Annotated in this window: 21 protein-coding genes; 16 read left to right on the forward strand and 5 right to left on the reverse strand. The window is 64.8% G+C overall.

Annotated elements, in window-relative coordinates; translation table 11 throughout:
• The first annotated feature begins 509 nt into the window (after window positions 1-509).
• The 6 genes from AC0KTM_RS28865 (at window position 510) to AC0KTM_RS28890 (ending at window position 5898) form a co-directional block, all read left to right on the forward strand.
• Window positions 510-1412 carry a DUF2637 domain-containing protein gene (locus AC0KTM_RS28865; protein WP_052955346.1) on the forward strand — a complete coding sequence of 301 codons (903 nt, stop codon included), beginning with the start codon at window positions 510-512 and terminating at the stop codon, window positions 1410-1412.
• A gap of 136 nt (window positions 1413-1548) precedes the next feature.
• Window positions 1549-3126, forward strand: coding sequence for a DUF4226 domain-containing protein (locus tag AC0KTM_RS28870; RefSeq protein WP_052955345.1), 1578 nt, complete (start codon window positions 1549-1551; stop codon window positions 3124-3126).
• A 27-nt stretch (window positions 3127-3153) separates the two neighbouring features.
• Window positions 3154-3459: a hypothetical protein gene (locus tag AC0KTM_RS28875; protein WP_133058051.1), complete on the forward strand. Its 306-nt coding sequence runs from the start codon at window positions 3154-3156 to the stop codon at window positions 3457-3459.
• Between the two features lie 73 nt (window positions 3460-3532).
• Window positions 3533-3838 (forward strand): type VII secretion target, encoded by a 306-nt coding sequence (locus tag AC0KTM_RS28880; protein WP_047323881.1) that lies wholly within the window; start codon window positions 3533-3535, stop codon window positions 3836-3838.
• Between the two features lie 15 nt (window positions 3839-3853).
• Entirely contained in the window at window positions 3854-5560 is a 1707-nt protein-coding gene (locus AC0KTM_RS28885) for a PE family protein (RefSeq protein ID WP_047323880.1), read from the forward strand.
• Window positions 5557-5898 carry a hypothetical protein gene (locus tag AC0KTM_RS28890; RefSeq protein ID WP_047323879.1) on the forward strand — a complete coding sequence of 114 codons (342 nt, stop codon included), beginning with the start codon at window positions 5557-5559 and terminating at the stop codon, window positions 5896-5898. The genes AC0KTM_RS28885 and AC0KTM_RS28890 overlap by 4 nt, the downstream gene beginning before the upstream one ends.
• A 328-nt stretch (window positions 5899-6226) precedes the next feature.
• On the opposite strand, the gene AC0KTM_RS28895 is transcribed toward AC0KTM_RS28890, so the two are convergent.
• Both AC0KTM_RS28895 and AC0KTM_RS28900 read right to left on the reverse strand, forming a co-directional pair.
• Window positions 6227-6511, reverse strand: a complete 285-nt coding sequence (locus AC0KTM_RS28895) for a hypothetical protein (RefSeq protein WP_047323878.1) — start codon at window positions 6509-6511, stop codon at window positions 6227-6229.
• A gap of 10 nt (window positions 6512-6521) precedes the next feature.
• On the reverse strand, window positions 6522-6959 hold the full coding sequence (locus AC0KTM_RS28900) for a WhiB family transcriptional regulator (RefSeq protein ID WP_052955344.1): 438 nt from the start codon (window positions 6957-6959) through the stop codon (window positions 6522-6524).
• A 297-nt stretch (window positions 6960-7256) separates the two neighbouring features.
• Between AC0KTM_RS28900 and AC0KTM_RS28905 the strand changes: the two genes are divergently transcribed.
• The 3 genes from AC0KTM_RS28905 (at window position 7257) to AC0KTM_RS28915 (ending at window position 10146) form a co-directional block, all read left to right on the forward strand.
• Window positions 7257-7772: a helix-turn-helix domain-containing protein gene (locus AC0KTM_RS28905; RefSeq protein ID WP_052955343.1), complete on the forward strand. Its 516-nt coding sequence runs from the start codon at window positions 7257-7259 to the stop codon at window positions 7770-7772.
• Window positions 7773-7810: 38 nt separating this feature from the next.
• On the forward strand, window positions 7811-8830 hold the full coding sequence (locus AC0KTM_RS28910; RefSeq protein WP_074021336.1) for a hypothetical protein: 1020 nt from the start codon (window positions 7811-7813) through the stop codon (window positions 8828-8830).
• Window positions 8831-9078: 248 nt separating this feature from the next.
• Complete coding sequence (locus AC0KTM_RS28915; protein ID WP_192579514.1) at window positions 9079-10146, forward strand: IS110 family RNA-guided transposase; 1068 nt, start codon at window positions 9079-9081, stop codon at window positions 10144-10146.
• 24 nt (window positions 10147-10170) lie between these two features.
• Here the strand turns inward: AC0KTM_RS28915 and AC0KTM_RS28920 are convergent, their stop codons facing one another.
• On the reverse strand, window positions 10171-11370 hold the full coding sequence (locus tag AC0KTM_RS28920) for an IS110 family RNA-guided transposase (protein WP_174900762.1): 1200 nt from the start codon (window positions 11368-11370) through the stop codon (window positions 10171-10173).
• Window positions 11371-11612: 242 nt separating this feature from the next.
• On the opposite strand from AC0KTM_RS28920, the gene AC0KTM_RS28925 reads away from it, so the two are divergent.
• The 5 genes from AC0KTM_RS28925 (at window position 11613) to AC0KTM_RS28945 (ending at window position 16525) form a co-directional block, all read left to right on the forward strand.
• The gene (locus AC0KTM_RS28925; RefSeq protein WP_136246450.1) at window positions 11613-12314 is read left to right on the forward strand and encodes a hypothetical protein; all 702 of its coding nucleotides are present in this window, start codon (window positions 11613-11615) and stop codon (window positions 12312-12314) included.
• 14 nt (window positions 12315-12328) lie between these two features.
• Window positions 12329-13018: a DUF6338 family protein gene (locus AC0KTM_RS28930; RefSeq protein ID WP_047324298.1), complete on the forward strand. Its 690-nt coding sequence runs from the start codon at window positions 12329-12331 to the stop codon at window positions 13016-13018.
• Window positions 13019-13023: 5 nt separating this feature from the next.
• Window positions 13024-13167, forward strand: a complete 144-nt coding sequence (locus AC0KTM_RS28935; protein WP_167384289.1) for a hypothetical protein — start codon at window positions 13024-13026, stop codon at window positions 13165-13167.
• An 85-nt stretch (window positions 13168-13252) separates the two neighbouring features.
• Window positions 13253-13525 carry a hypothetical protein gene (locus tag AC0KTM_RS28940; protein WP_142274731.1) on the forward strand — a complete coding sequence of 91 codons (273 nt, stop codon included), beginning with the start codon at window positions 13253-13255 and terminating at the stop codon, window positions 13523-13525.
• Window positions 13526-14194: 669 nt separating this feature from the next.
• Window positions 14195-16525: a WXG100 family type VII secretion target gene (locus tag AC0KTM_RS28945; protein ID WP_139315450.1), complete on the forward strand. Its 2331-nt coding sequence runs from the start codon at window positions 14195-14197 to the stop codon at window positions 16523-16525.
• Between the two features lie 519 nt (window positions 16526-17044).
• Here AC0KTM_RS28945 and AC0KTM_RS28950 read toward each other — a convergent pair.
• The gene (locus AC0KTM_RS28950) at window positions 17045-17461 is read right to left on the reverse strand and encodes a type II toxin-antitoxin system VapC family toxin (protein WP_047324166.1); all 417 of its coding nucleotides are present in this window, start codon (window positions 17459-17461) and stop codon (window positions 17045-17047) included.
• Between the two features lie 5 nt (window positions 17462-17466).
• A complete protein-coding gene (locus tag AC0KTM_RS28955; RefSeq protein ID WP_047324157.1) occupies window positions 17467-17730 on the reverse strand; it encodes a type II toxin-antitoxin system VapB family antitoxin in 264 nt (87 codons plus the stop codon).
• 103 nt (window positions 17731-17833) lie between these two features.
• Here AC0KTM_RS28955 and AC0KTM_RS28960 point away from each other — a divergent pair, with 103 nt between their 5' ends.
• Both AC0KTM_RS28960 and AC0KTM_RS28965 read left to right on the forward strand, forming a co-directional pair.
• On the forward strand, window positions 17834-18811 hold the full coding sequence (locus AC0KTM_RS28960; RefSeq protein WP_232512938.1) for a hypothetical protein: 978 nt from the start codon (window positions 17834-17836) through the stop codon (window positions 18809-18811).
• A 224-nt stretch (window positions 18812-19035) separates the two neighbouring features.
• Entirely contained in the window at window positions 19036-20031 is a 996-nt protein-coding gene (locus AC0KTM_RS28965; protein WP_232524644.1) for a transglycosylase SLT domain-containing protein, read from the forward strand.
• Window positions 20032-20121: the final 90 nt, after the last annotated feature.

The raw sequence follows: 20121 nt of genomic DNA on the forward strand, positions 1-20121 counted from the left end.
TGAAGGCTTGGTTTCTGGTTTCAGAGGCCATTGACCGGAGTTGGTGTCTCCGGTCGCAGTTGTCCCCGCTTCGGCGGGGACTTCTGCGTTAAGGGCCGTATCAAGTTGTGTGTTGACCTGTGGTGTCCGTCAACGCGTTTGGGTGAAGGTGTGGGGCGCGGTCTCCTCGTTCATCTGGGTGGTTGGGGCTTCTGGTGGGACCAGAGTGACACGAGTCGGCATCGATGTTCGGCCGACACGCCGCGCGGTTTTCCGCGCAGGCACCACAGTAAGCAGCTTCAGCACCCTTACGCCGCACCCGCGGGAAGTTTTTTTGCCAATCTCCACGCCGGGGCTTTTGGCGCTCGCAAATCGGTGACCGCCGACCGACGCGTAAGGGCGAGCGGGGTTGTAAGTTCGGCTTGAGCCCACCTGGTCGGGGTCTCAACGGGACTGCAGCGCTGCTGTTCTGGCGTGCGGCACAGCCCAGTTGTGTGCCGTTATTCTTTGCCTGCGAAGGGATTCCGCGAGTGACGACACTGAACACGCGCCGCAATGGCGCAGGGCTTGCGCAGCGATCCGACGTCAAGGTTCATCCCGTCGACGAGCACTTCGGCGGCCAGGGCGCGCTGTCGATGCCCGCTGTCGAGTCAGACTCACTCGGGTCCGAAACACTGAACGCACCACCTGCGCAGTGGGATGCGGCCGGTGAAGACGAGATGCGCACGTTGCGGTTGGTTCGCCGTAGCCGCACCGCAGCGGTGTGGCTGACGGTGGGTATCGCGACCATCAGCTTCGTCTTGTCGTTCACCTCGTTGCGGAATTTAGCGGCGATGTCGGCGTGGCCCGGGTGGCCGTCGTGGCTGTGGCCGTTGATCCTTGATGGCCTGATCATCCTTGCGACGCTGGGGATTGTGTCGTTTGCGCCCTACCGTGAGCAGTTTTGGAACCGTGTTTTTCTGTGGGCGGTGCTCGGGGTAGCGGCTTTGGTGAGTGTGGGCGGCAATGCTTTGCACGCGTGGTTATTCACCGGGCAGCTGGCGCCGTGGATGCGTTGGGGTGCCGCGGGTTTGGCGTGTGTGCCACCGGTAGCGCTGATGGTCACGACGCATATCTTGGGGACCTTGTGGCGATTTCATCCCGCACCGCCGCCCGATGCGCGCTCGCAGTTGCGCGAGCGCGCGCTGGCGCTGGCGGTGGAGCGAATGGACCGCTGGGAAGCTGCTGCGGGCAAGCTGCATGAAGAAGGTTATTGCCCGAGCGTGCCTACCGACAAGTTGGCGCAGGTGCTGCGGTACTTGTACGAATCTCGGCCTGCGTTATCGCTGCGCGCGATCGGGGCCAAGCCGGAGGTGGGTTTACATCACGACACGGTCAGCAAGATTCGCGATGCCGCTGCAAGCGCGCTGGGCATGACGGTCGGCGACCAGTAAGACCGCAACGAACACCGCCGACATGCTGATGCTCGTCGGGCCAGGGAAATCGGTGAGGCGCGACCGTCGCATAGTGCCAGCACACGGCGGTAGCGTTTTTCCAACAACCTGCGGTTAGAGGGGATTTGGGCAAGCCATGGGCTTTCTTGATGACGTCTTGGATGACCTGTTTGATGACCTTTCGGGGATCTTCGGCGGCGATGACGACGGTGGTGGCGACGGTGAGAGCGACTGGCCCGCCCAGCAGCCGGTACCCGCGACGTTTCCGCCGGGCGCGCCAGGGTGGGGGCCTGCTCCTCAGGCGCCGGGCGCGCCGGGGTGGGGGCCTGCTCCTCAACCCCCGGGTGGGCCCAGCGGGCTGCAGCAGGGTGCCGGGCAAGCGGGAACGACCTACCAGCAGGCCAGCGGCGCGGTCAACCAGACCGATGAGAAGCTAGCCGATTTGCTCAAGCAGATATTCGCGGCCAACGACGACAATCGCTCACGGATTAGCGGCATCATCGCCAGCATCGAGACAGCGCGCAAGGCGCTGACGTCCAACCCGCAAACCGCCGGTGACCCACATGCGATGGCCTTGTTTAACCAGTTCTTGGACGGCCAGCTCGCCCAGATTCAACAGATTCTTGACAGTTCGAAGGTGGACAGCAAAAAGCAAGCCGAGTTGCTTGCCGCCCTGGGTGAGGAGTACCGCGGTACCGCTGGGGGCGACCCGAAGAAGAAGGGCAAGGGCGACAGTAACGGCGCCGGCGGCGGTGATGGTGGAGGCGATACCAGCGGCGGTAGTGACGGCGGCGACGGTGACGGCGGCGGCGGCGGTGGCGGTGACGGCGATGGGGGAGCCGGGGCTGGCGGAACCACTACAGGTGGCGGTGCTGGTGGGGGGTTGACTGATCCGCTGGCTGGACTCGGTGGCGCGGGGATGGGTGATCCGCTGTCGATGCTGGGCCCGGCGATGGCGGGGCTGGGGGGTATTCCTGGCGCGCTGGGCGGGGCCGCGGGGTCGTTGCCGATGGATGCGCTGGGCGCGATGGGCCCGCTGGCAAGTCAGTTGGCCGGCCAGGGCGGCGGTGACGGGTTCAAAGACACTGACGCCCACGACCACGGCAAGTCAGACGACTTCCAAGACGCCTCGCATGGCAAAGGGGACGGCGACGGCGGCAAGAACTCTGACGCGACGTCGGGCAAGGACGACACCAGCGACAAGGGCGAGAAGAACGGCACGACCCAGCCAGCGGGCACGACTGCGCCGCAGCCCAGCGGCCAGCCCGCCCCGCCCGCGGCGGTGCCCGCCAGCGTCGGTGGCGAGCCGAGCCGGGTAGTCCAGATGCCCGACGGTTCCCCGGTGACGGCTTCCACTGTCCAGCACGCCGCCGCAGTGCGGGCGGTGTTGAACGGGGCGACGGTCGCCGATGGGTGGAAGCAGGCCCATGTGGAGTTGCCTCCGCCGGGGACCCCGGTGACCGCGCCGGCAGATCCGAGCCATTTGGTACCCGGTCAAATCGCCCAATTCACGAGTCGCGACCCGGTGATGTACATGGGTAATGGCAAAATCTGGCTTGATGGGCAGCTGCAACCGCAAAGCGCACTGCCTACGGGAGATTTTCTGGGCTGGGTCGATCCGCCTCAGCTCACCGGGACGACACCGGTCCCGACCGTGCCGGGTGCGCCAGCACCGGCCGGTCAGCCGGGGATCACGAACACCAGCGGTAGCTAGATGTGGGCCAACGATGCGGGAGTCGCGGTGACCGACGAGCAGCAGGAAGTACTTCCCACTGTCGCTGAATGGTCCGCCGATGGCGCGTTGATGGTCGAGCTGGATTGGCAGGGTCAGGGGTTGCGGGTCCAGCTCGAGCCCGAGGTGATGCGATCGTGGACCGCTGACATGCTGGCGGATCGGATTGTGCGGCTGCACCGGCTGGCGTTGATGCGAGCACGCGCCGAACAGCGCATGCGCATCATTGAGGACAGCGGTGCTGCCCTGCCGACCACGCCGGGCTGGCCGAGTTTGACCGACGTCGAAGAATATCGGCGAACCATCGATTTTTAATTCGTGACCGATGCGCAGGCCGTTGAGCCGTTGTTAGGCTTAGCAAATAGCCAAGTTCTATGGGAGGTGTGCGGTGGCCGGCGACGACGTGAAGCTGGATTTCGATGAGTGGGACCAGCACGCGCAGTGGTGGGATCAAGAGGCGCCGCGGGTGCGCGAGCGCCTGACCGTCGATCCCGGCACCGCCGAAAGCATGGGTCAACGCTTCGGCGACATTGGGTGGGAAGTTCGTGAGGCGTTGAACGAGACGCTGCAGGCGCGGTCAGCGGCGGGCCGGTCGCTGGGGCAGTATTGCGAGGGTGTGGCTGGCCATATTCGGTCGAGCATTTCTTCTTACCAGCAGACCGAAGAGGCCAGCCAGCAAATTTTGAAGACGTAACTCGAAGGCTACTTGGTGGCGGATTCAGTACGCGTCGATACCGAGGTCGTGCGGGCGGCAGGCCGGCAGGCCGAGGCCGCTGGTGGCGCCGCAACGCCGGGCTCGAATCATGTACAGCCCAGCGCTGCCGACATGGTGTCGGTGGGCGCGAGCACGCGTTTCACCGCCCAGGTGAGTTTGGCGCGCAAATACACGGCAATGGCCAATGTGTTGGCGCGCCAGTTCGGGGTGAAGCTGGATGCCAGCGCCTCGGCCTACGACGAGCAGGAAGTGCGCTCGGCCGCGACGCTGGGACGCGGCGGTGGTGCGGCCGCGGCCGTGCCGGCCGGGTACACCGGCGCGCCGGGTCATGTGGTGCCGGCGGATCTCGTGACGGGCGGGCTGGGCACGGATCTGCCCGCCGGTGAGGTGCCGGCGAGCCCGCGTGACGTCGCTCGTTTGATCGAGACCGGTCGCGCCGGCACGGGCAAAAAGACGTGGGAGGCCGTGGAGACCAGCCTGCGCTCGGAGGCTAAGCAGCTCGACGACGCCGCCGATAAACTCGGCCAAGCGATCGGCACCACCGGTAACGGCTGGCAGGCCCAGTCCGCCGATGCGGCCACGACCCGGATGCGCGCGTTGCAAACCTGGTATCAGGGTCACGCCAAGTATGTGCAGGGCCTGGCTGATCAGGCCAAGGCTCATGTGCAGAACTTCTCCAAAGCGCTCACCGATGTCCCGCCGTATCGCCACGTGCTTGACGCGGAGCGCGAGCTCAAGGCGGCGCTGCAGTCCAATGCGCGCACCGGTGGCGCCCAACGGGTGGCCGTCGTCAAGGCGCAGGTCAAGGTCAGCAAGCTCTATCAGGCTTCGACGACGGGGTTTAGCACCTATACCTTTGCCGAAGCGGCACCGAGTAACCCGAAGATGCCTGTGCCGCCGCCGGATGCTCCCACTTCGACTGTGCCCCCTGCTGTTCCACCTGCTGGTCCCGGCGATGGCCCGGTGGGGCCGCCGCAGCCGCAGCACTCGCCCAAAGGCGCGCCCTTGCAGCCGGTGCAGGGCGGTCCAGGTGTCGGTGAGAATCTGACTGCCGGGCCGACGTGGCCGCCTGGGGCCGTTGATCCCAGCGGCCCGGCTAATCCGCTGGCGGATGCGCTGCCGCAGACGGCCGGGGGCCTGCCCTCGGAAGTCGTTCCCGGCATCATCGGTGGCGTGGTCGGCGGCTTGGGTGGCTTGCTCGGTGGCCTGGCCGCAGCGCCGCAAAAGGCGCTGCAGGGTTTGGAGCAGGCGGCCGGGCCGATGATGAGTGGCTTGGGTCAGCATCCGCAAGGCGGTGAGCCGCAGCACGGCGGGGAGCAGTCGCCGCAATCCCCAGAGCCTCCGGCAGGTGATCTACCTTCTCCCGGGGATCTCGGCGCCGGTGGCGGCGGAGGCGACACAGAGCCGGCGGGTGGGGGAGACATGCCACTGGCCGCGCCTACCGAGGTGGCGTCCGCACCGCCGGCGGCCGCACCCGCCTCTGCGCCCTCGGCGCCGACACCGGCGGAGGCGCCTGCACCGGCGATGGGCGCAGTGGGTCCGATGATGCCGCCCATGCGGGGAACCGGGGAGGGCGCCGGCCCGAACAACAAGCAGCTCTACCAGGAACGCAAGTTGAAAGTGGTGGCGCCGGCCAACAGTGAGCCGGTGAAGAACCGTCGAGAAGGCCGCGCTAAACCCACTGATCGGAAGAACCCGTGAGCACACCGCAGGAACGAATCGCCGCCGTCGACCAGGGGCTGCGCGTAACGCGGGCGCTGGTGGCCGAACTCAACGCCGCCGCGCACAACATGCGAGAACAGGACCCGATCAGCGACGTAGTGATGCCGACGTTCGACGGGGACGGGTATCTGTGCGATCTGTTCATCGCGCCGACCGCGCTGGCCGATTACACCTACACGGGCCTGGAAGATTTGATCACCGAAGTGCTCAGCGAGGGCACGCAAAGACTGCGTGAGGTGGCTCAGGCCGCGATTGACCGGTACTGGGGGCCGGAATCGTCCTGGCATGAACTCAAGGTGCTGCGCGACGAATGGTGATTCCGGTTGGAAAAACCATGGCGCGCAGAAGAATTGGTGAATGAGGGCGCCGAGCAGGCGATACCGGCAATGCGAAAAAGCCGATGTATCAACGCCACAACGTCTTCAGGCTTAGGTGACGGGCAGCCGTCTGAGAAAACAGCTTGGAATCATGGGGGCACTGCCGAGGCAATCGAATGTGTTCTCAGGTGGTCTGTCGACGCGCCCGGATAGCGGTGTGCCGTCGGCGTCGAACACATCTGTCTCGCAGGCAATTTCGCGAATAGTCATAGTTAGTAGTCCTTAGGGCAAGGGCAGCGGCGGGCCGCGGGCGCGGTCGCTACGGGGTTTATCTGTCGACCGCGGCGGGGTGGGTGTAGAGGTGGGCGATCAGTTCGACCCATCGACAGGCGTCCTCGCGACGTGCTGCCAGTACATGCGCGGGCGGCAGTTGGGTGGCGGTGCACCCGGAGCTGGCCACCGCCGTGGTCAGGTACAGCCGCCAATAGAGATGGCCGGCGGGTTTGAAGGCTCCGCAAATCACCGACGTGTCGTGGTCCAACACTGTGATGCGTTCGGTGCCGTTGTCATCGACGCTGGTGACTACGGGGTGCTCTGCAACGACGGAGCTCATGACATGCCTCCTATGCCGCGCCGGCGTGAAAGATCAGCGGTTCGTCGTCGACATCGTCGGTGTCGTCGGTGTCGTCGAGGTCTGGCAGCGGGGCGACTCGCAGGTCACCGAGTTCGGCTTGGCGGCGCTGCTCGAACTGGGCGGCCAGCCGCGCATAGACCGGCTTGAGTTCCTTGGGTTGGGCGCCGGGCAGCATGATGCCGCCCCAGATTCCGTGAGTGGCTCCGGTGGCCACGGCGTTGTAGCCGCAACGGCCGCGGAAGGGGCATTCGGCGCAGCGCTTGATGGCGCGGTGTTTGGCGCGCGGGTCAAAGAAGAGCTCGGGGTCTTCTTGGCAGGCCACGTGCTGGCTGGTCTGGAAGAGGCGCACATCAGCGCGCATCTGGAAGGACGCAAACGGTCTGGCGTTGGCGCGGGTGTCGGCGGCGGGGGCGAGGTTGATCGTCATTGGAGGCGTCCTTCCCTTGGTAGGTGCTGGGCTTCTTCACTGAGGCGGTACGCCCGTGAATTACCGATAATCTAACAGAGTTTTTAGCGGTTTTAGCGGTTTAACCGCTAAAATTCTGGGATGGGTACCCGCACGTGCGCTCGCAGCGAGCACCAGCACACGGTGTCACCGCATGTCAGACCGTGTTTCATGGTTGAGCCGGCGCTGCTCAACGCATCGGCGACCCAAACCGCTGAATCACCTGTTTTAGCGGCGCGGATGGGGAAATCTGGCGGTTTGTCGGGCAAGATACGGGTCATGTCCTGGGAGCAGCTCGCCGACGAAGTTCGACTTCGCCGCAAACAACTGAAGCTGACCCAGCCCGACGTCGCCGAACGCGCCGGCATGTCGGTAGCCACCGTGCGTGCGGTGGAAACCAACCGCTCAGGCCGACTCACCCGCCGGCTACGCCGAGCCCTAGAGCGTGCGCTGGAATGGCAGGACGGCAGCGTCGACGCCGTCTTAGGCGGCAACGCGCCTCGAGCGGTCACTACCGCCGGCACCATCGCCGTGCCACCGGCCGTCAGCGCGGACACCGCGAGGGCCGCCGCCGAACGATTCGCTGTCGCTCATCGACTGGTCAAAATGCGCCATGCGTTCCTCGAGCATCGCGACCACATGTCCGAGGCCGCCCGCGCCGCGATGGATGACGAATTCAGCACGGCCTCACGCGAAACCGAGGAGGCGCTGATCTGGATGCTGCCCTGGCTCGCCGATGCCGAGCGCACCGAAGCGATCCGACTTTTAGCCGAACTCAGAGAGATCCGCCCGTGAGTCGTCGACGCGGAGCGGCACCATGGGCGGCCACCAGCATGCCTATCATCCGGCGGCAGTGGTGCTATGCCATGGAGGCCGCCGCGGATCTGACATTTGAGGAGTACCGCAACGCATTGCCGCCCGGCGCTCCACCTGAGCGCGTCGCGCAAATGAGGAAGATCGAGCGGCTTATAGATAAGTTCGCCGCCACTGCCGACACGATACGAACCGAAGCGGCGGCGCTACGTACCGCCGAGCTGTACTGGGTCTCACGCGACATGGTCGACGTGGTGCTCGAAGCGTCAAAGTCGTTGCCGGAGTGGACACCTGAGGCGGCAATGCCAGCCGCGACCGGCCTTTTATGTTGGGCGAAATCCGCCGACACCGTCTCTAGTGGTGTGCCCACCCAAGAGGCGGTCGAAATGGACCTCAACAGGCCTGGAGTCACCGCGCGCCCCCTTGACCGCGAGGTCGCGACGATCATCGACATTCCCTGGGACGCGGTCTGGTGGTGGCGAAGGCCAGATGGGCTGTTGCAGCTCACGCCAGCCTCACGCGCTGAGCAGAACGCCGCCGTGCTGCGCATGGCCAACACGAGCTCGCCGCTATGGGGCGCTCACACCATCATGATTCGGCCCGATGTGCCGCGCACCGGGGAAGCCAACGGTGGAGAAAGCGCGTACCCGTTCATCAGCGCCCTGGGCGCGGCCTGGCTGCTCATGGGCCAAACCAACATCGCCGAGACACGAACAATCGGCCCGACTCCCGAGCCGCGCCCGCGGCCCGACCCAACTGCAGGCACCGATACGGCGGCCCCGGTGCCGCCGCGGCCTTCCCTGGTAACCATCGTCGACATACTGCGCGCCCAAAGACAGTCGCGGGCGGCGGACTCGGGCCGAACCTATAGCCATCGGTTCCCGGTGTCTGGACACTGGCGCCAGCAGGCTTGCGGGCCGGGGCTCTCGCAACGAAAACCACGCTATATAGGCGACTACCTGAAGGGCCCGGCCGACGCCCCGCTGATCGCCCCGAAAACCCGAGTACATGTGCTTCGCGGAAAACGAGGAGCCCGCTAGTCGGCGGGCTATGTCACATCGAAAAGGTACGGTGCGGTCAGTGTCAGGGTGAGGTCGCCGCTTGTTGCGGTGGTTGGATCCTGATCATCTGGTGTCTGGCTCTTACGGTGAGTGCCGTCTTTGGATTGGCGTCCATGCGTTTTGTCGGCACCAGGTGTGAAGGACCGGCCGGCGTGACTTGATAGGAGCGTGGCATCGCCCCCACTGAGATGTGTCCGCCGACCGGCCCAACCGTCACCTCACAGTGAATGGAGGCAACCACCATGGTTGTTGTTGGAGCCGATGTACACAAGCGCACGCACACCTTTGTCGCGGTCGACGAGGTGGGCCGCAAGCTCGGGGAGAAGATCGTCAAGGCGACCACGCCGGGGCATGCTGAGGCGGTGATGTGGGCCAGGGAACGCTTCGGCGCACAGCTGGTGTGGGCGATCGAGGATTGCCGGCACCTATCAGCCCGGTTAGAACGCGACCTTCTCTCCGCCGGGCAGCAGGTCGTGCGCATCCCACCGAAACTGATGGCTCAGACCCGTGCCTCAGCACGCACGCGCGGTAAGTCTGACCCCATCGATGCACTGGCGGTCGCGCGCGGGTTTCTGCGTGAACCTGACCTGCCGATTGCCTCTCATGATGAGATATCGCGCGAGCTGAAGTTGTTAGTTGACCGCCGCGAAGTCCTTGTGGCACAACGCACCGCGACGATTAACCGGCTGCGTTGGCGAGTCCATGAACTCGATCCCGAACGGGCCCCCAAGGCCGCATCGCTGGACCGAACCAAACACCGCCAGATCCTGGGCGCGTGGCTGATCACAGTCCCGGGTCTAGTTGCCGAACTGGCTTGTGAGGAGTTGGCCGACATCACCCGGCTCACCGAACAGATCGATGCGTTGGCCAAGCGCATCGGCGAACGCGTTCGCGCCGTGGCGCCCGCCCTGCTGGCGATGCCAGGCTGTGGGGACTTGACCGCGGCCAAACTCGTTGGGGAAACCGCCGGAGTGACTCGTTTCAAGAGCGAGGCCGCCTTCGCTCGCCATGCCGGGGTGGCGCCGATCCCAGTGTGGTCAGGTCACACCGCGGGCAGGGTCCGCATGACTCGCTCGGGTAACCGCCAACTCAACGCCGCCCTACACCGCATCGCGATCACCCAGATCCGCCTCAACGGTGTGGGCCAGACCTACTACCGCAAACGGCTGACTGCCGGCGACTCCAGTCCCGAAGCCCTACGCTGCCTCAAACGCCGCCTGGCCCGCATCGTCTTTCACCACCTTCACACCGACCACCAAAACCGAATCCAGCCTTGCCAATCGGCAGCGGCTTGACATAGGAGAATCTCAATGACGTTGTCAAGCCGCCGCAGTAGTGGTTGCGGGTTGGTAGACAGCGTGGTCGCGCAGCATGGCCCACAGGACGTTGAGGCGCCGGCGGGCCAGGGCGAGGATGGATTGGGTGTGGGTTTTGCCTTCGGCTCTTTTGCGGTTGTAGTAGGTCCGGGATGCGGGGTCGGTACGGATGGCGATTTGGGCGGACAGGTAACAGGCTCGCAGCAGTCGTCGGTCGTAGCGGCGGGGGCGTTTGAGATTGCCGCTGATGCGCCCGGAATCCCGCGGTACCGGGGCCAGCCCGGACACGCCGGCAAGACGATCGACGGAGTCGAAAGCGCTCATGTCGCCGCCGGTGGCGGCGAGGAACTCGGCGCCGAGTATGACGCCGAAGCCGGGCATGCTCAGGAGGATCTCGGCGTGGCGGTGGCGGCGAAATCGGTCCTCGATCATCGTGTCGGTTTCTGCGATTTCGGTGTCGAGGGTCATCACCTCCTTAGCCAGGCGGGCGACCATGGCGGCGGCGAGGTTTTGGCCGGGCACGGTGGTGTGTTGGGCGCTGGCGGCCTCGATAGCCGTGGCCGCGACAGCAGAGGCGTTGCGGGCCTTGCGTTTATGCAGCCAAGCTGTCAGGCGGGCAGCGCCGGCGCGGCGCAGCCCGTCGGGGGTTTGGTAGCCGGTCAACAGGATCAGCGCGGCCTTGCTGGCGCTGTAATCGAAGCCGCGTTCCAGGGCGGGGAAGTACTCAAGCAGCTGGGCACGCAGCCGGTTGATCACCCGGGTGCGATCGGCGACCAGGTCGGTGCGCCGAGCGGTCAGGATGCGCAGCTCGACCGCGATGTCATCACCGGGTCGCAGCGGCTGCAGGTCGCGGCGCATCCGAGCTTGGTCGGCGATGACGGCGGCGTCCTTGGCGTCGCTTTTGCCGTCGCCACGGTAGCCGGCCGAGGCGTGGTAGATGGTGCGGCCGGGGATGTAGAGCAGCCGCTGCTCGGCGGCGATGAGCAAGGTGATCAGCAGCGCGGCACCACCGGCGTTCAGGTCGATCGCCCAGGTAACTTCACCGCCGTCGGATTGCGCCGCTACTGCGTCGATCAGCTCCAGCAGTGCGGTTTCGTCGTTGGCTACCCGTTGCGACAGCAGTCGCTGACCCTCCGCATCGATAGCCACGCAATGGTGGTCGGACTTCCCGGCATCGACACCGGCCCAGACCTGTTGGCTCACAGCCACCTCCGTGATCATTGGCATCCCTATCAACCCAGCAGACGACCACGCCGGCGTGTCCTTACACAGCGATCAAATCGCATCTCTCAATTAGCGGTCGAGTCGTCGCGGGACGTCGGGCGGCCAATCTCCTTCGGCCATGAAACACCGCAAACGCATGAAAGCCATACCCGACGTCCCTGGGCAGTTCGAAGCCTACGGCCGAGGGCAACAACCACCCTGCAAGAAAGGTAAGGAAACGCATGTTCGACATTCCAGGAATGCCACCGCTACAGCGGCATAACCTTCCGGTTCGCCGGGCTTCGTCGACACCAGCCCGCGTCGTCGACGACGGACACCCGGGCGGCGCTCAACGCACGTGCCGGCCGCAGGCGGCATCACAGCCGCGCACGCCCGCCGAGCAGTGGTGGCACTACAGCCGTGGGTGCGCGGCCGCGCTGCGTGCAGGGCGTGTACCGACCCCGGTCGCGGTGTATGGGCCGGTCCTCGAACCCGGCGAACACGCACTGCTCAGTGCACAGATCGACTACAGCCGCTTCTGCGGGGGAGATGGCTCGTATTCGCCGCTGCCGTTGATTGTTGCCGGCCGCCCAGCGGTGATGTTCGGCGCACTGGCGGTCCAAGGCGTGGTCAATCATCGTCGCAAAACGGTCGCGGCCCAACGCGCCGCCGCCCAATGGCGGTTTCACCAAACATGCCCGGTCATCGTGACGACCGACCGGCTGATCTGTACGACCGCCGCGCACGGCCTGGTCAGTTTCTGGTTCGGGGCTTGCACAGAGTTCTACCCGGATTTGCAGCAATGGACATTGACGCTCGGGTTCGACTCAACCTATCCCGTGCGGCTCAGCGGCCCGGCCGCGCCCGCACTGAGCTTGTGGAGCGCCTACGGGATCCTGGGTGACGCGTGGGCCGATGACCCCCGCCTGGCCCTACTGAGCTAAGTCGAGTCCTTATTGTGACGACGTTTCAGGCACTGCTTGTCGCGGTCATCGCTGTCCTTCCCGGCGCGGTGTACACGATCGCGCGGGAAAGCCACGGTGCCAGCTGGGCATGGCGAAAAACAGACGCGGCGACGCTGATCTTCCGTTTCTTGGCGACCTCGGCGGCATTTCACGTGCTGCTGGCTCCAGCGACCTACTATGGCTACCGCCACGTCGTCGTGACCGGCGCGACCGCGCCCAATGTGCTGCCGTGGTCGTGGTGGGCCGCGATCGCTGCCTACGTCATCGTCCCCTACCTGGTGGGCGTGTGGATGGAGGATTCCCGCGAATGGAAGCCCAGTTCTCGACGGGTCCTTGGTTGGCCGAAGAACACGCTTAAACACCTGCTGGCCTTCATTTCCGGGACTGATCCTGAGCCGCGGGCCTGGGATCGACTGTTCTCCAAGAACCGCACGGGATACGTCACGCTCAAGCTCAAGGACAGCCAGGAGTGGAAGGCTGGAATCTGGTACCGGCCGGCGTATGCGAGCGCCTACGGTGAAGACCAGGAGCTTTACATCGCCGAGCAGGTCGCAGTATCCGCGGATGGCGCGGTTTCATCCGACGCCAACGGCGACCCGATCTATCTCGGAGTTGGGCTGTTAATCCGCTGGTCAGAGATTGAATACATAGAATTTGTTGATCTGAGCGGTATGGGAGGTTGAGCGCGATGGCAAAGCAAGAACGCATCGAACGGGCGGTCCCTCGAGACGATGGGATCGAAAAGAAGGGCGGCTATCCAGCAGGGCCCAAGCCGGCGAAGGGCGTGCCGCCCGTCCCTCAAGGACTGCGCAAACCGCGCAAGCAGACGTAGCGGACGGAAAACGGACTTCCCAGCGCCCGCAATCGGCGCTGGTTAGCCGATGTGCAGCCCCAACACCGGCGGTAAGATGCGGAGCATGAGTGCAGGCAGGTTCACCATGGATGTGGCGGAGACCGAGGCCGGCTTGTCCGCCGCGGATGCCGCGACCGCTCAGCAGGCGGGTTCGAGTGTTCAGAGCCTCACGATTGGTGGCTATACAACGTCACTAGTAGGAGCTGCTATCGGGGCGCTCGCGGTGGCGGAGGCCCATGCAGCCGGGCGCGCGGCTACGAACACAGGAAGCAGAGAGTTCAGCATTGCAACAGTTCAAAGCGCTGAAGCCGGTAACTCCAGCGTGCTGACGACGTAACGACGGAGGGCGGCAGAATGTCATCACCATGGTCGAGAACCGGGTCCCCGTCGGTAACCTTGCCTCCTCCTCCCGCGTCTTCTCCTACGCCGGGAGCGACACCGCCGCCAGCAGCCCCGTTCCCAAGCGCTTTTCTGCAAGGCAGCGGGCCTCGACGTCGCGTTTCGGCGCGAATAGCCCTGGGGTTATTGCTTGCGATCGTCCTCTCAGCCGTCGTCACAGCGACAATCACCGTTGTAGCGATGCGAAGCGATTCGCGTGTACAGCCAGGCGGGCAGCCCTCCGTCGCGCTGGCAGCACCTAACTCCGCTTCGCCAACGCCGCAGTTCAGCCCCGCCGAATCCGCCGCAGCAAAGCAAAATCTATGCCACGTGTTCGATGTTTCTGCGGGCCAAAAAGGGCAGGGCGGGTACCGGGTCGAAGGTAACTTGAATATGCCCGTGACTCTTCAAGCCGTAACTAGCGCGGTGGCGGTACAGAATGCGCTTGTTCCCGCTGTGCCTGCTGACGTCGCATCGGCGGCACGGAGATACATCACCACGACACTTGACGTCGCTACCGCGGCTATGGGCAATACCTCAATAAATGAAATCAACCGTTTGACAGCCGTATCGAACGGCGCGGTTGACGCGCTCGTGGATGTTTGCGGGCTACCTCGGTAGGTTATGAATGGCTGCGATACCAGGCCCAAGTGCGGCCGAGGTCCCTACTTGGTGGGCCGAGCGTAATAACAAGCAGGCAGAGCGGCTGCTGAATCTGTTCACTCCGGCGAAGGCGCTCTCCAACCTGCCGTCAGGCGTCCCGCATATTGGCGGGGGCGGTGATCACCCGAAGCCGCAGGGCCCGTTCGTGCATATCCTGTTTCAACCTTTCGTGTGGCCCGCAGACTCGGAAACCCTTCTGACCGGCGACGCGGACATGCTGAAGGATGCGTCGAAATCGTTCGATAACGCCGCAATGGACGTCCAACAGGCTGCCAACGGCGTGCTGAACGGAGGATCATGGGTGGGTAAGAGCGCAGACGCAGCTTATGAGGCCTACAAACAAGCGGCCGCGATTAAATTCCACCAGGCCGACATCAGCGGTGCTGCATCGGATTTCATCAAGCGTGCCGCCGCCGACGTCGCGAGCGCCAAAAAGCACATGTTCAACGAGAGCAAGCAGGCGCATCAAGAGGCCGAGGCTTTTCTGCGGAGCGGCTCGGGTCACTCACTCGCGCAGGTGGCGGTGATCCTCGGAGTTCATCGAACGGCAATTCAAGGTTATTCATCTGAACTGCAAGGCTTCGTCACTCAATACACGACCCAGTTCACCAACCACTTCAAGGAGGGTGGCCCCGGAGCCGGTCCCAAGTTCAAACAAGCCGGACACGGGACGGATAGCTCAACGGATCCATCTTCAACTGACCCTTCAGTTGCAACCCCGCCTGGGACTAATCCGATCCCCGATCAACCTGTACCGAAAGACGCTGGTAACGGACTGGGATTAGGGCGCGGGCACCATGGGCTGTCATCTGGGCCTCCCGGAACTCCCCCCGAGACGATAACGCCCCCGACGCATAACCCATTGACGTCATTGCTAAATGGCGGTCTGCCGAGTATGCCCAGTCTGCCTGGCGGCGGGTCGGGCGGCGGCCTTCCAATGGGCCCTCTGCAAGGATTGATGGGTGGTTTCGGCGGGTTGCCGGGAGGTATGTCACCGCCTACGGGCCTGAGCGCGCCCGGTTTGCAGGGTTCCCCGATGCCGTCGTTGGGAATGGATTTCGGCCGTGGTTTGGCCGCTGGTGCTTCGGCAGCGGGTGGTCTGCCGCCGGTGACGCAGGCTCCGATGACACCGTTGGCGGCGCCGATCGAGTCTGCTCCGACGTCGGCGGCGCCGGCGGCGGCTCCTGTGGCTGCTACACCGCCGGCTGCTGCTTCGGCTCCAGCTCCGGCGCCGGCGACCGGTATGCCGGCAGGTGGTATGACGTCGTATGGTTCGGTGCTTCCTCCGCAGGCCACGTCGGCGGCTCCGCCGGTGGGTTCTGCGCCGGCTACACCGTCGATTCCAGCTGAGGCTGGTGGTGCCGGGGCGGGTGCGGGGGCGGGGACCGGGCTGATGCCCGTCGCCGGTCGGCGTGAGAGCGCAGCGGTTCGCCGCGATATGGCTGAATCTGATCTGGATCAGGCCAAGGCGTTGGTCGCCGAGCTGGCTGGGGCCGCCAGCGTGACTGACCCGGGTTTGGATTGGGCTGTGGCGGTGGGCCGCAACGCGTCTGGCATGCCGACGTACTGGGTGGCCACCAATGATGGTGCCGCCTATATTCCGCCTGGGGTGTTTCTGCGCAAGACAATGCCGATCGCTGGCGGGCACGATGGAGATTTTGACGCGCGCTGGTTCGGCTGGGTCAACCCTGCCGATAAGGCGGTGCGGGCGGCGCGGGAGCTTGGCGATACCGTGAGCGCGGTGGCGACGTCGTGGGCGATGCCGTCTGAGTATCTTGCCGAGCACCCGTCGCCGGAGGTTGCGACGGGCGTGAAACCGAATCTCGGGCCGGACAATATGTCGGCGGAGTTGTCTCCGTCGCGGGCGCACCGTCTGCAGACGGTGGATGCGGCGCTGTACACCGATCTGGTTGCGGCTGATGAGTCGACGGTCCGGCACTACTGCCGAACTCTGATTCGCCAGTTGGCGTTTGGTATTCCGGGCGAGGATTTGTCGCCACTTGCTCAGTCGGTGGCGAACGCGTTGGTGGCCGAACGGTGGCCGACGGCCCAGGAGTGGGCGTTACTCGGCGAGGAACATGAGGACGCGCTGGTGCAGATGGCTTGCCAGCGGCCGGGGTTGAACGGGGTGGAAAGCCCTGACCAAACGGTCAGCTACACAAGGGAGTTCGTCCGTTGCCGGCAGCTGGAGGCCTTGCTGTGCTGGGAGCAGCACGGCGGGGATCTGCTCAACGTCGTGTATGCGGCTTGGGTCGCCGGGATTCGGGCGCCCTTGAAGGACCTAGTTCTGCGTTGATCGACGATCTGACCGCCAAGGTGGCTCAGCTGCTCGCAGAGCCGCCGCCACGACCCGTGCGGGGGGTGCAAAAGGAAACCGCCACTCGTGGGCCAATCGGCCTCGCGATAACGGTGTTCCGGGCGGCAAGGGACTTGGTGGCAGAGATAAATTATGTTGAGGCTGTTAATGATTGGGAGCAGCGACAAGCTCGTTTGAGAGAGTTAGACGTTCTCTTAAGTTCGGGTGTGGTAAACGCTGCGGGCCGGGAAGTACTGCGCGACGAAGTGGAATCGTTGCGCCTCAGTGGTTTTGCTCGCGTGCAGCGCATGGCGGCCGTGTGTTCTGCGCTTGGTGTCGTGACCAAGGCCGTTGGAACAATCGTACGTGGTTGTGGAGAGCGCGGGGCTGCGGAAAGTCAAGCTAGCGCTGTGGCCAGAGTGAACAGATCAACGCCGAGACGCTGCGGGTCTTGGGGTTACACGAGCACACTGCTGCGATGTCGCTAACTGATGCATATTGCCTTGTGGTGCAACGAAATTAGTGTGTCGGCCAGTAGCCGATGACGCCGTCGAATTCAAGGTCTGTTTGGGCGAAGTCATTGCCGATCGCAATGAGTGGTTCCTGCGCGAGTTTGGCGGTGGCGTATGCCATGGTGTCTCCGTAGTTGAGGGCGGCGGGGTGGCGACCCTTTCCGTACTGGAGGTAGGCCCGATGTGCGATCCACGCGTGCTCGAGTGTGAATGGTTGGAATTCGAGGTTGATTTCGGACCGGAGGCGGTCGAAGACGGTGCGGGCTGTGGCGCCGTGGCGGCTGGTGAGCACGATGAGGCATTCGGCGGCGTTCGCCGTGGACATGACCGGGCTACGGTCGCCGGCGAGGGCGGCCGCGATCTGTTCGGTGTAGGGGGCTTCGCCTTGGATCAAGGCAATAAGGGCTGACGAGTCGATGATCACGGCGCTCACACGCCCGTGGCGTCGTTGTATCCGAGCGCTTGTTCGCGTTCGGTCTTGCTGATAGGGGATCGGTCGTGCAGCAGTGGCCAGATCTCGGTTCTGAGGACGTCGAGCAGTTCGTCGGCGCGGTTTCCCGTGCGGGATTGGGTGATCTCGATCTGGGCGCGCAGTGCGTAGCGGATTGCGTCGATGCGGCTGGGGAGGTGCAGGCGGGCGGCGAGCTCGTCGGCGAATTGGATCACCTCTTCGTCTTTCACATTGAAAGCCATAGGTATATGGTACCGAACGCGAGGTATGTAGTACTTCGCTTTGTGATGGTTTCGCCTGCGCTGGATGTGGCCTGGGCCGATGGCGTCGGGTTAATTTTGTTGGGTGAGTATTGCGGCGTTTGTAGCGGGTGTCGACCGCATTTTGACGCGTGCGCATGACTTGTATCCGGCTGGCGGTGGGGGCGGGGAGTTACCGGCCGCTGGTGAGGGCGGTGCGGTGCCGGCGTCGCCTGATGGCGGGAGTGGGTTGCGTGCCGGGGTGTTTCGGGCCGCTGGCTCTTATCAGCAGTCGCGCGCCGGTGCGGCGGGCCTTGATCAGGAGTTGCAGGAGTCGGCCGAACAGGGCACGGCGATTGGTCAGCAGGGCCGGCTGGCCTCGGGGGTGATTCGTGATCAGGCCCGTGCGATCGGGGCGTCGAGTGCGACGTTGGGTCGGACGCCGGCGGGGGCGCATCTGATTATGGCCGCGATGGATCAGCAGCTTTCGGCGATGCAGGGCCAGTTGCAGGCGACGAAGACCCAGTACCAGGGCGTGTCGGCGACGTTGCGGCAAACAGCCGCGGGGTATCAGACGCTTTCTGATGGGGCGAAGGATTCGCCGCCGGCGGTGCCGTTGGATTCCTCGGATAGGTGGAAGCCTGGGGATCAGCGGCATATGCCCTATGGTGCCGGGGTGGGCGGGCTGGGTCCGCCGAACTATCCAGATTCGCCGCCGTGGGTGGATGTTTATGACAGGACGAAAGATCCGGCTCAGGTTCCGCATTATTTCGTCAGGTCCGATGAGATCCCGGGTTATAAGACGCTTCCGCCGGGGGCGTTGGGGCCACCAACGTTGTCGGACTCGCACGGCAATCCAGATCGTTATATCGAGTTGAGTCCCAATTCCGGTGTGTGGGTGCCGCAGTCGGCGTTCCCCGGCGCGAAGATTTACCCGCCGGGCAGTGGTGAGCTGCCGCCGTATGGGTGGAATGAGTATGTGCCGGGCTCGGGGATTTTCCTGTGGCACGGCGATTTGATTCCTGAACCGTATAAGCCTTATGGGCCGTTGGGGCCGCCGACGTATCCGCAGGGCGGTCGCTGACAGCGCATGCCCTGAACTGGGTGTGTTTGGCTGTGGCCGGGGGGATTTGGCCGGGTTAATTTTGGTGGGTGAGTGTTGCGGCGTTTGTGGCTGGGGTGGACCGGCTGCTGACTCGTGGTCACGGGTTGTTTCCTGCCGGGCATGGCGCTGCGGGGGGCCAGGTGTTCGCCGCCGGTGGTGACCGGGGTCCGGTGCCGACCGCTCCGGCTGGCGGAGATAGCAGCTTGACTGGTGGCGCGACAGCGGCCGGGGGCACCTACCAGCGCGCGCACGTGACCGCGGCCGGGTTTGATACGAACTCGGGGGAGACCGTCGATGCAGGGGGTGCGGTCGGTGTGCAGGGGCGGGCCGCCTCGGGGGTGATTCGCGATCAGGCCCGCGCGGTGGGGGCGGCCACGGCAGGGTTGGGTGGTTCTCCGGCGGGTGCGCGGCTGATCATGGCCACGATGGATCAGCATTTGGAGGCGATGCAGCGCCAGTTGGATCAGACCACGGCGCAAAACCGGTTGTTGGCGCTGCGGCTGCGGCAGCTGGCCGCGGGCTATCGCGGGATGGGTTCACCGGGCGTGGGCGGCATGCCGCTTTCGGGGCTGGGTGGCTTGATGGGCGGCGCCGGCGGCGGCGGGGGCGGGCTGAGCGGCTTGAGCGGGCTGGCGTCACTTCCGGCCTCGCTGGTGGGGCACGGGATGGGTGGGCGCCGGTCGGCGCAATGGAGCGCGGCTGAACCCAGCGGACGTGAAGCGCTGGGCGCTGCCGGCGTGGATCGCGGCGCTATCCCGTTGTCGGAGGTCTCTTTTGAAGGCAAAGGCGTGTGGGCTAGTGGGCGCGGCGCGATGCGCCGCTACTTGGAAGAAGCGCTGGATCGCATGGGGATCACTGACCCGCGGGCTCGGGCGAACTGGATGGAAGGTATGACCACCATCGCCGACCATGAATCCAGTTATCGGGCCAACGCGATCAATTTGTCTGATACCAACGCGCATGGGGCCCGCCAGGTCGACGGGGGTCCTTTGCATGCGACACGGGGTCCGTGGCAGGTGATGCCGGATACGTTCGCCCGGTACCACCAGCGGGGTACCTCGAACCACATTTGGGATCCGGTGGCCAATGCGTGCGCGTCGATGAACTATCAGATGGCTCGCTATGGGGTCGCCCATGACGGGCATAACCAGAAGGCCAAAGTGGGGCAGGCCAACTGGAATATCCACCACGGCTACTAACTGGGCGCGCTTGGCTGTGGCCGGGGGGATTTGGCCGGGTTAATTTTGGTGGGTGAGTGTTGCGGCGTTTGTGGCTGGGGTGGACCGGCT

Source organism: Mycobacterium sp. NTMscope_Eco_3 (genome assembly GCF_976985685.1).

Bases quoted from the DNA above. Each gene is read 5' to 3' on its own strand.
- AC0KTM_RS28870 (WP_052955345.1), top strand. From the start codon at position 1,549: ATGGGCTTTCTTGATGACGTCTTGGATGACCTGTTTGATGACCTTTCG.
- AC0KTM_RS28895 (WP_047323878.1), bottom strand. From the start codon at position 6,511: ATGAGCTCCGTCGTTGCAGAGCACCCCGTAGTCACCAGCGTCGATGAC.
- AC0KTM_RS28900 (WP_052955344.1), bottom strand. From the start codon at position 6,959: ATGACGATCAACCTCGCCCCCGCCGCCGACACCCGCGCCAACGCCAGA.
- AC0KTM_RS28905 (WP_052955343.1), top strand. From the start codon at position 7,257: ATGTCCTGGGAGCAGCTCGCCGACGAAGTTCGACTTCGCCGCAAACAA.
- AC0KTM_RS28910 (WP_074021336.1), top strand. From the start codon at position 7,811: ATGCCTATCATCCGGCGGCAGTGGTGCTATGCCATGGAGGCCGCCGCG.
- AC0KTM_RS28915 (WP_192579514.1), top strand. From the start codon at position 9,079: ATGGAGGCAACCACCATGGTTGTTGTTGGAGCCGATGTACACAAGCGC.
- AC0KTM_RS28925 (WP_136246450.1), top strand. From the start codon at position 11,613: ATGTTCGACATTCCAGGAATGCCACCGCTACAGCGGCATAACCTTCCG.
- AC0KTM_RS28935 (WP_167384289.1), top strand. From the start codon at position 13,024: ATGGCAAAGCAAGAACGCATCGAACGGGCGGTCCCTCGAGACGATGGG.
- AC0KTM_RS28940 (WP_142274731.1), top strand. From the start codon at position 13,253: ATGAGTGCAGGCAGGTTCACCATGGATGTGGCGGAGACCGAGGCCGGC.
- AC0KTM_RS28945 (WP_139315450.1), top strand. From the start codon at position 14,195: ATGGCTGCGATACCAGGCCCAAGTGCGGCCGAGGTCCCTACTTGGTGG.
- AC0KTM_RS28955 (WP_047324157.1), bottom strand. From the start codon at position 17,730: ATGGCTTTCAATGTGAAAGACGAAGAGGTGATCCAATTCGCCGACGAG.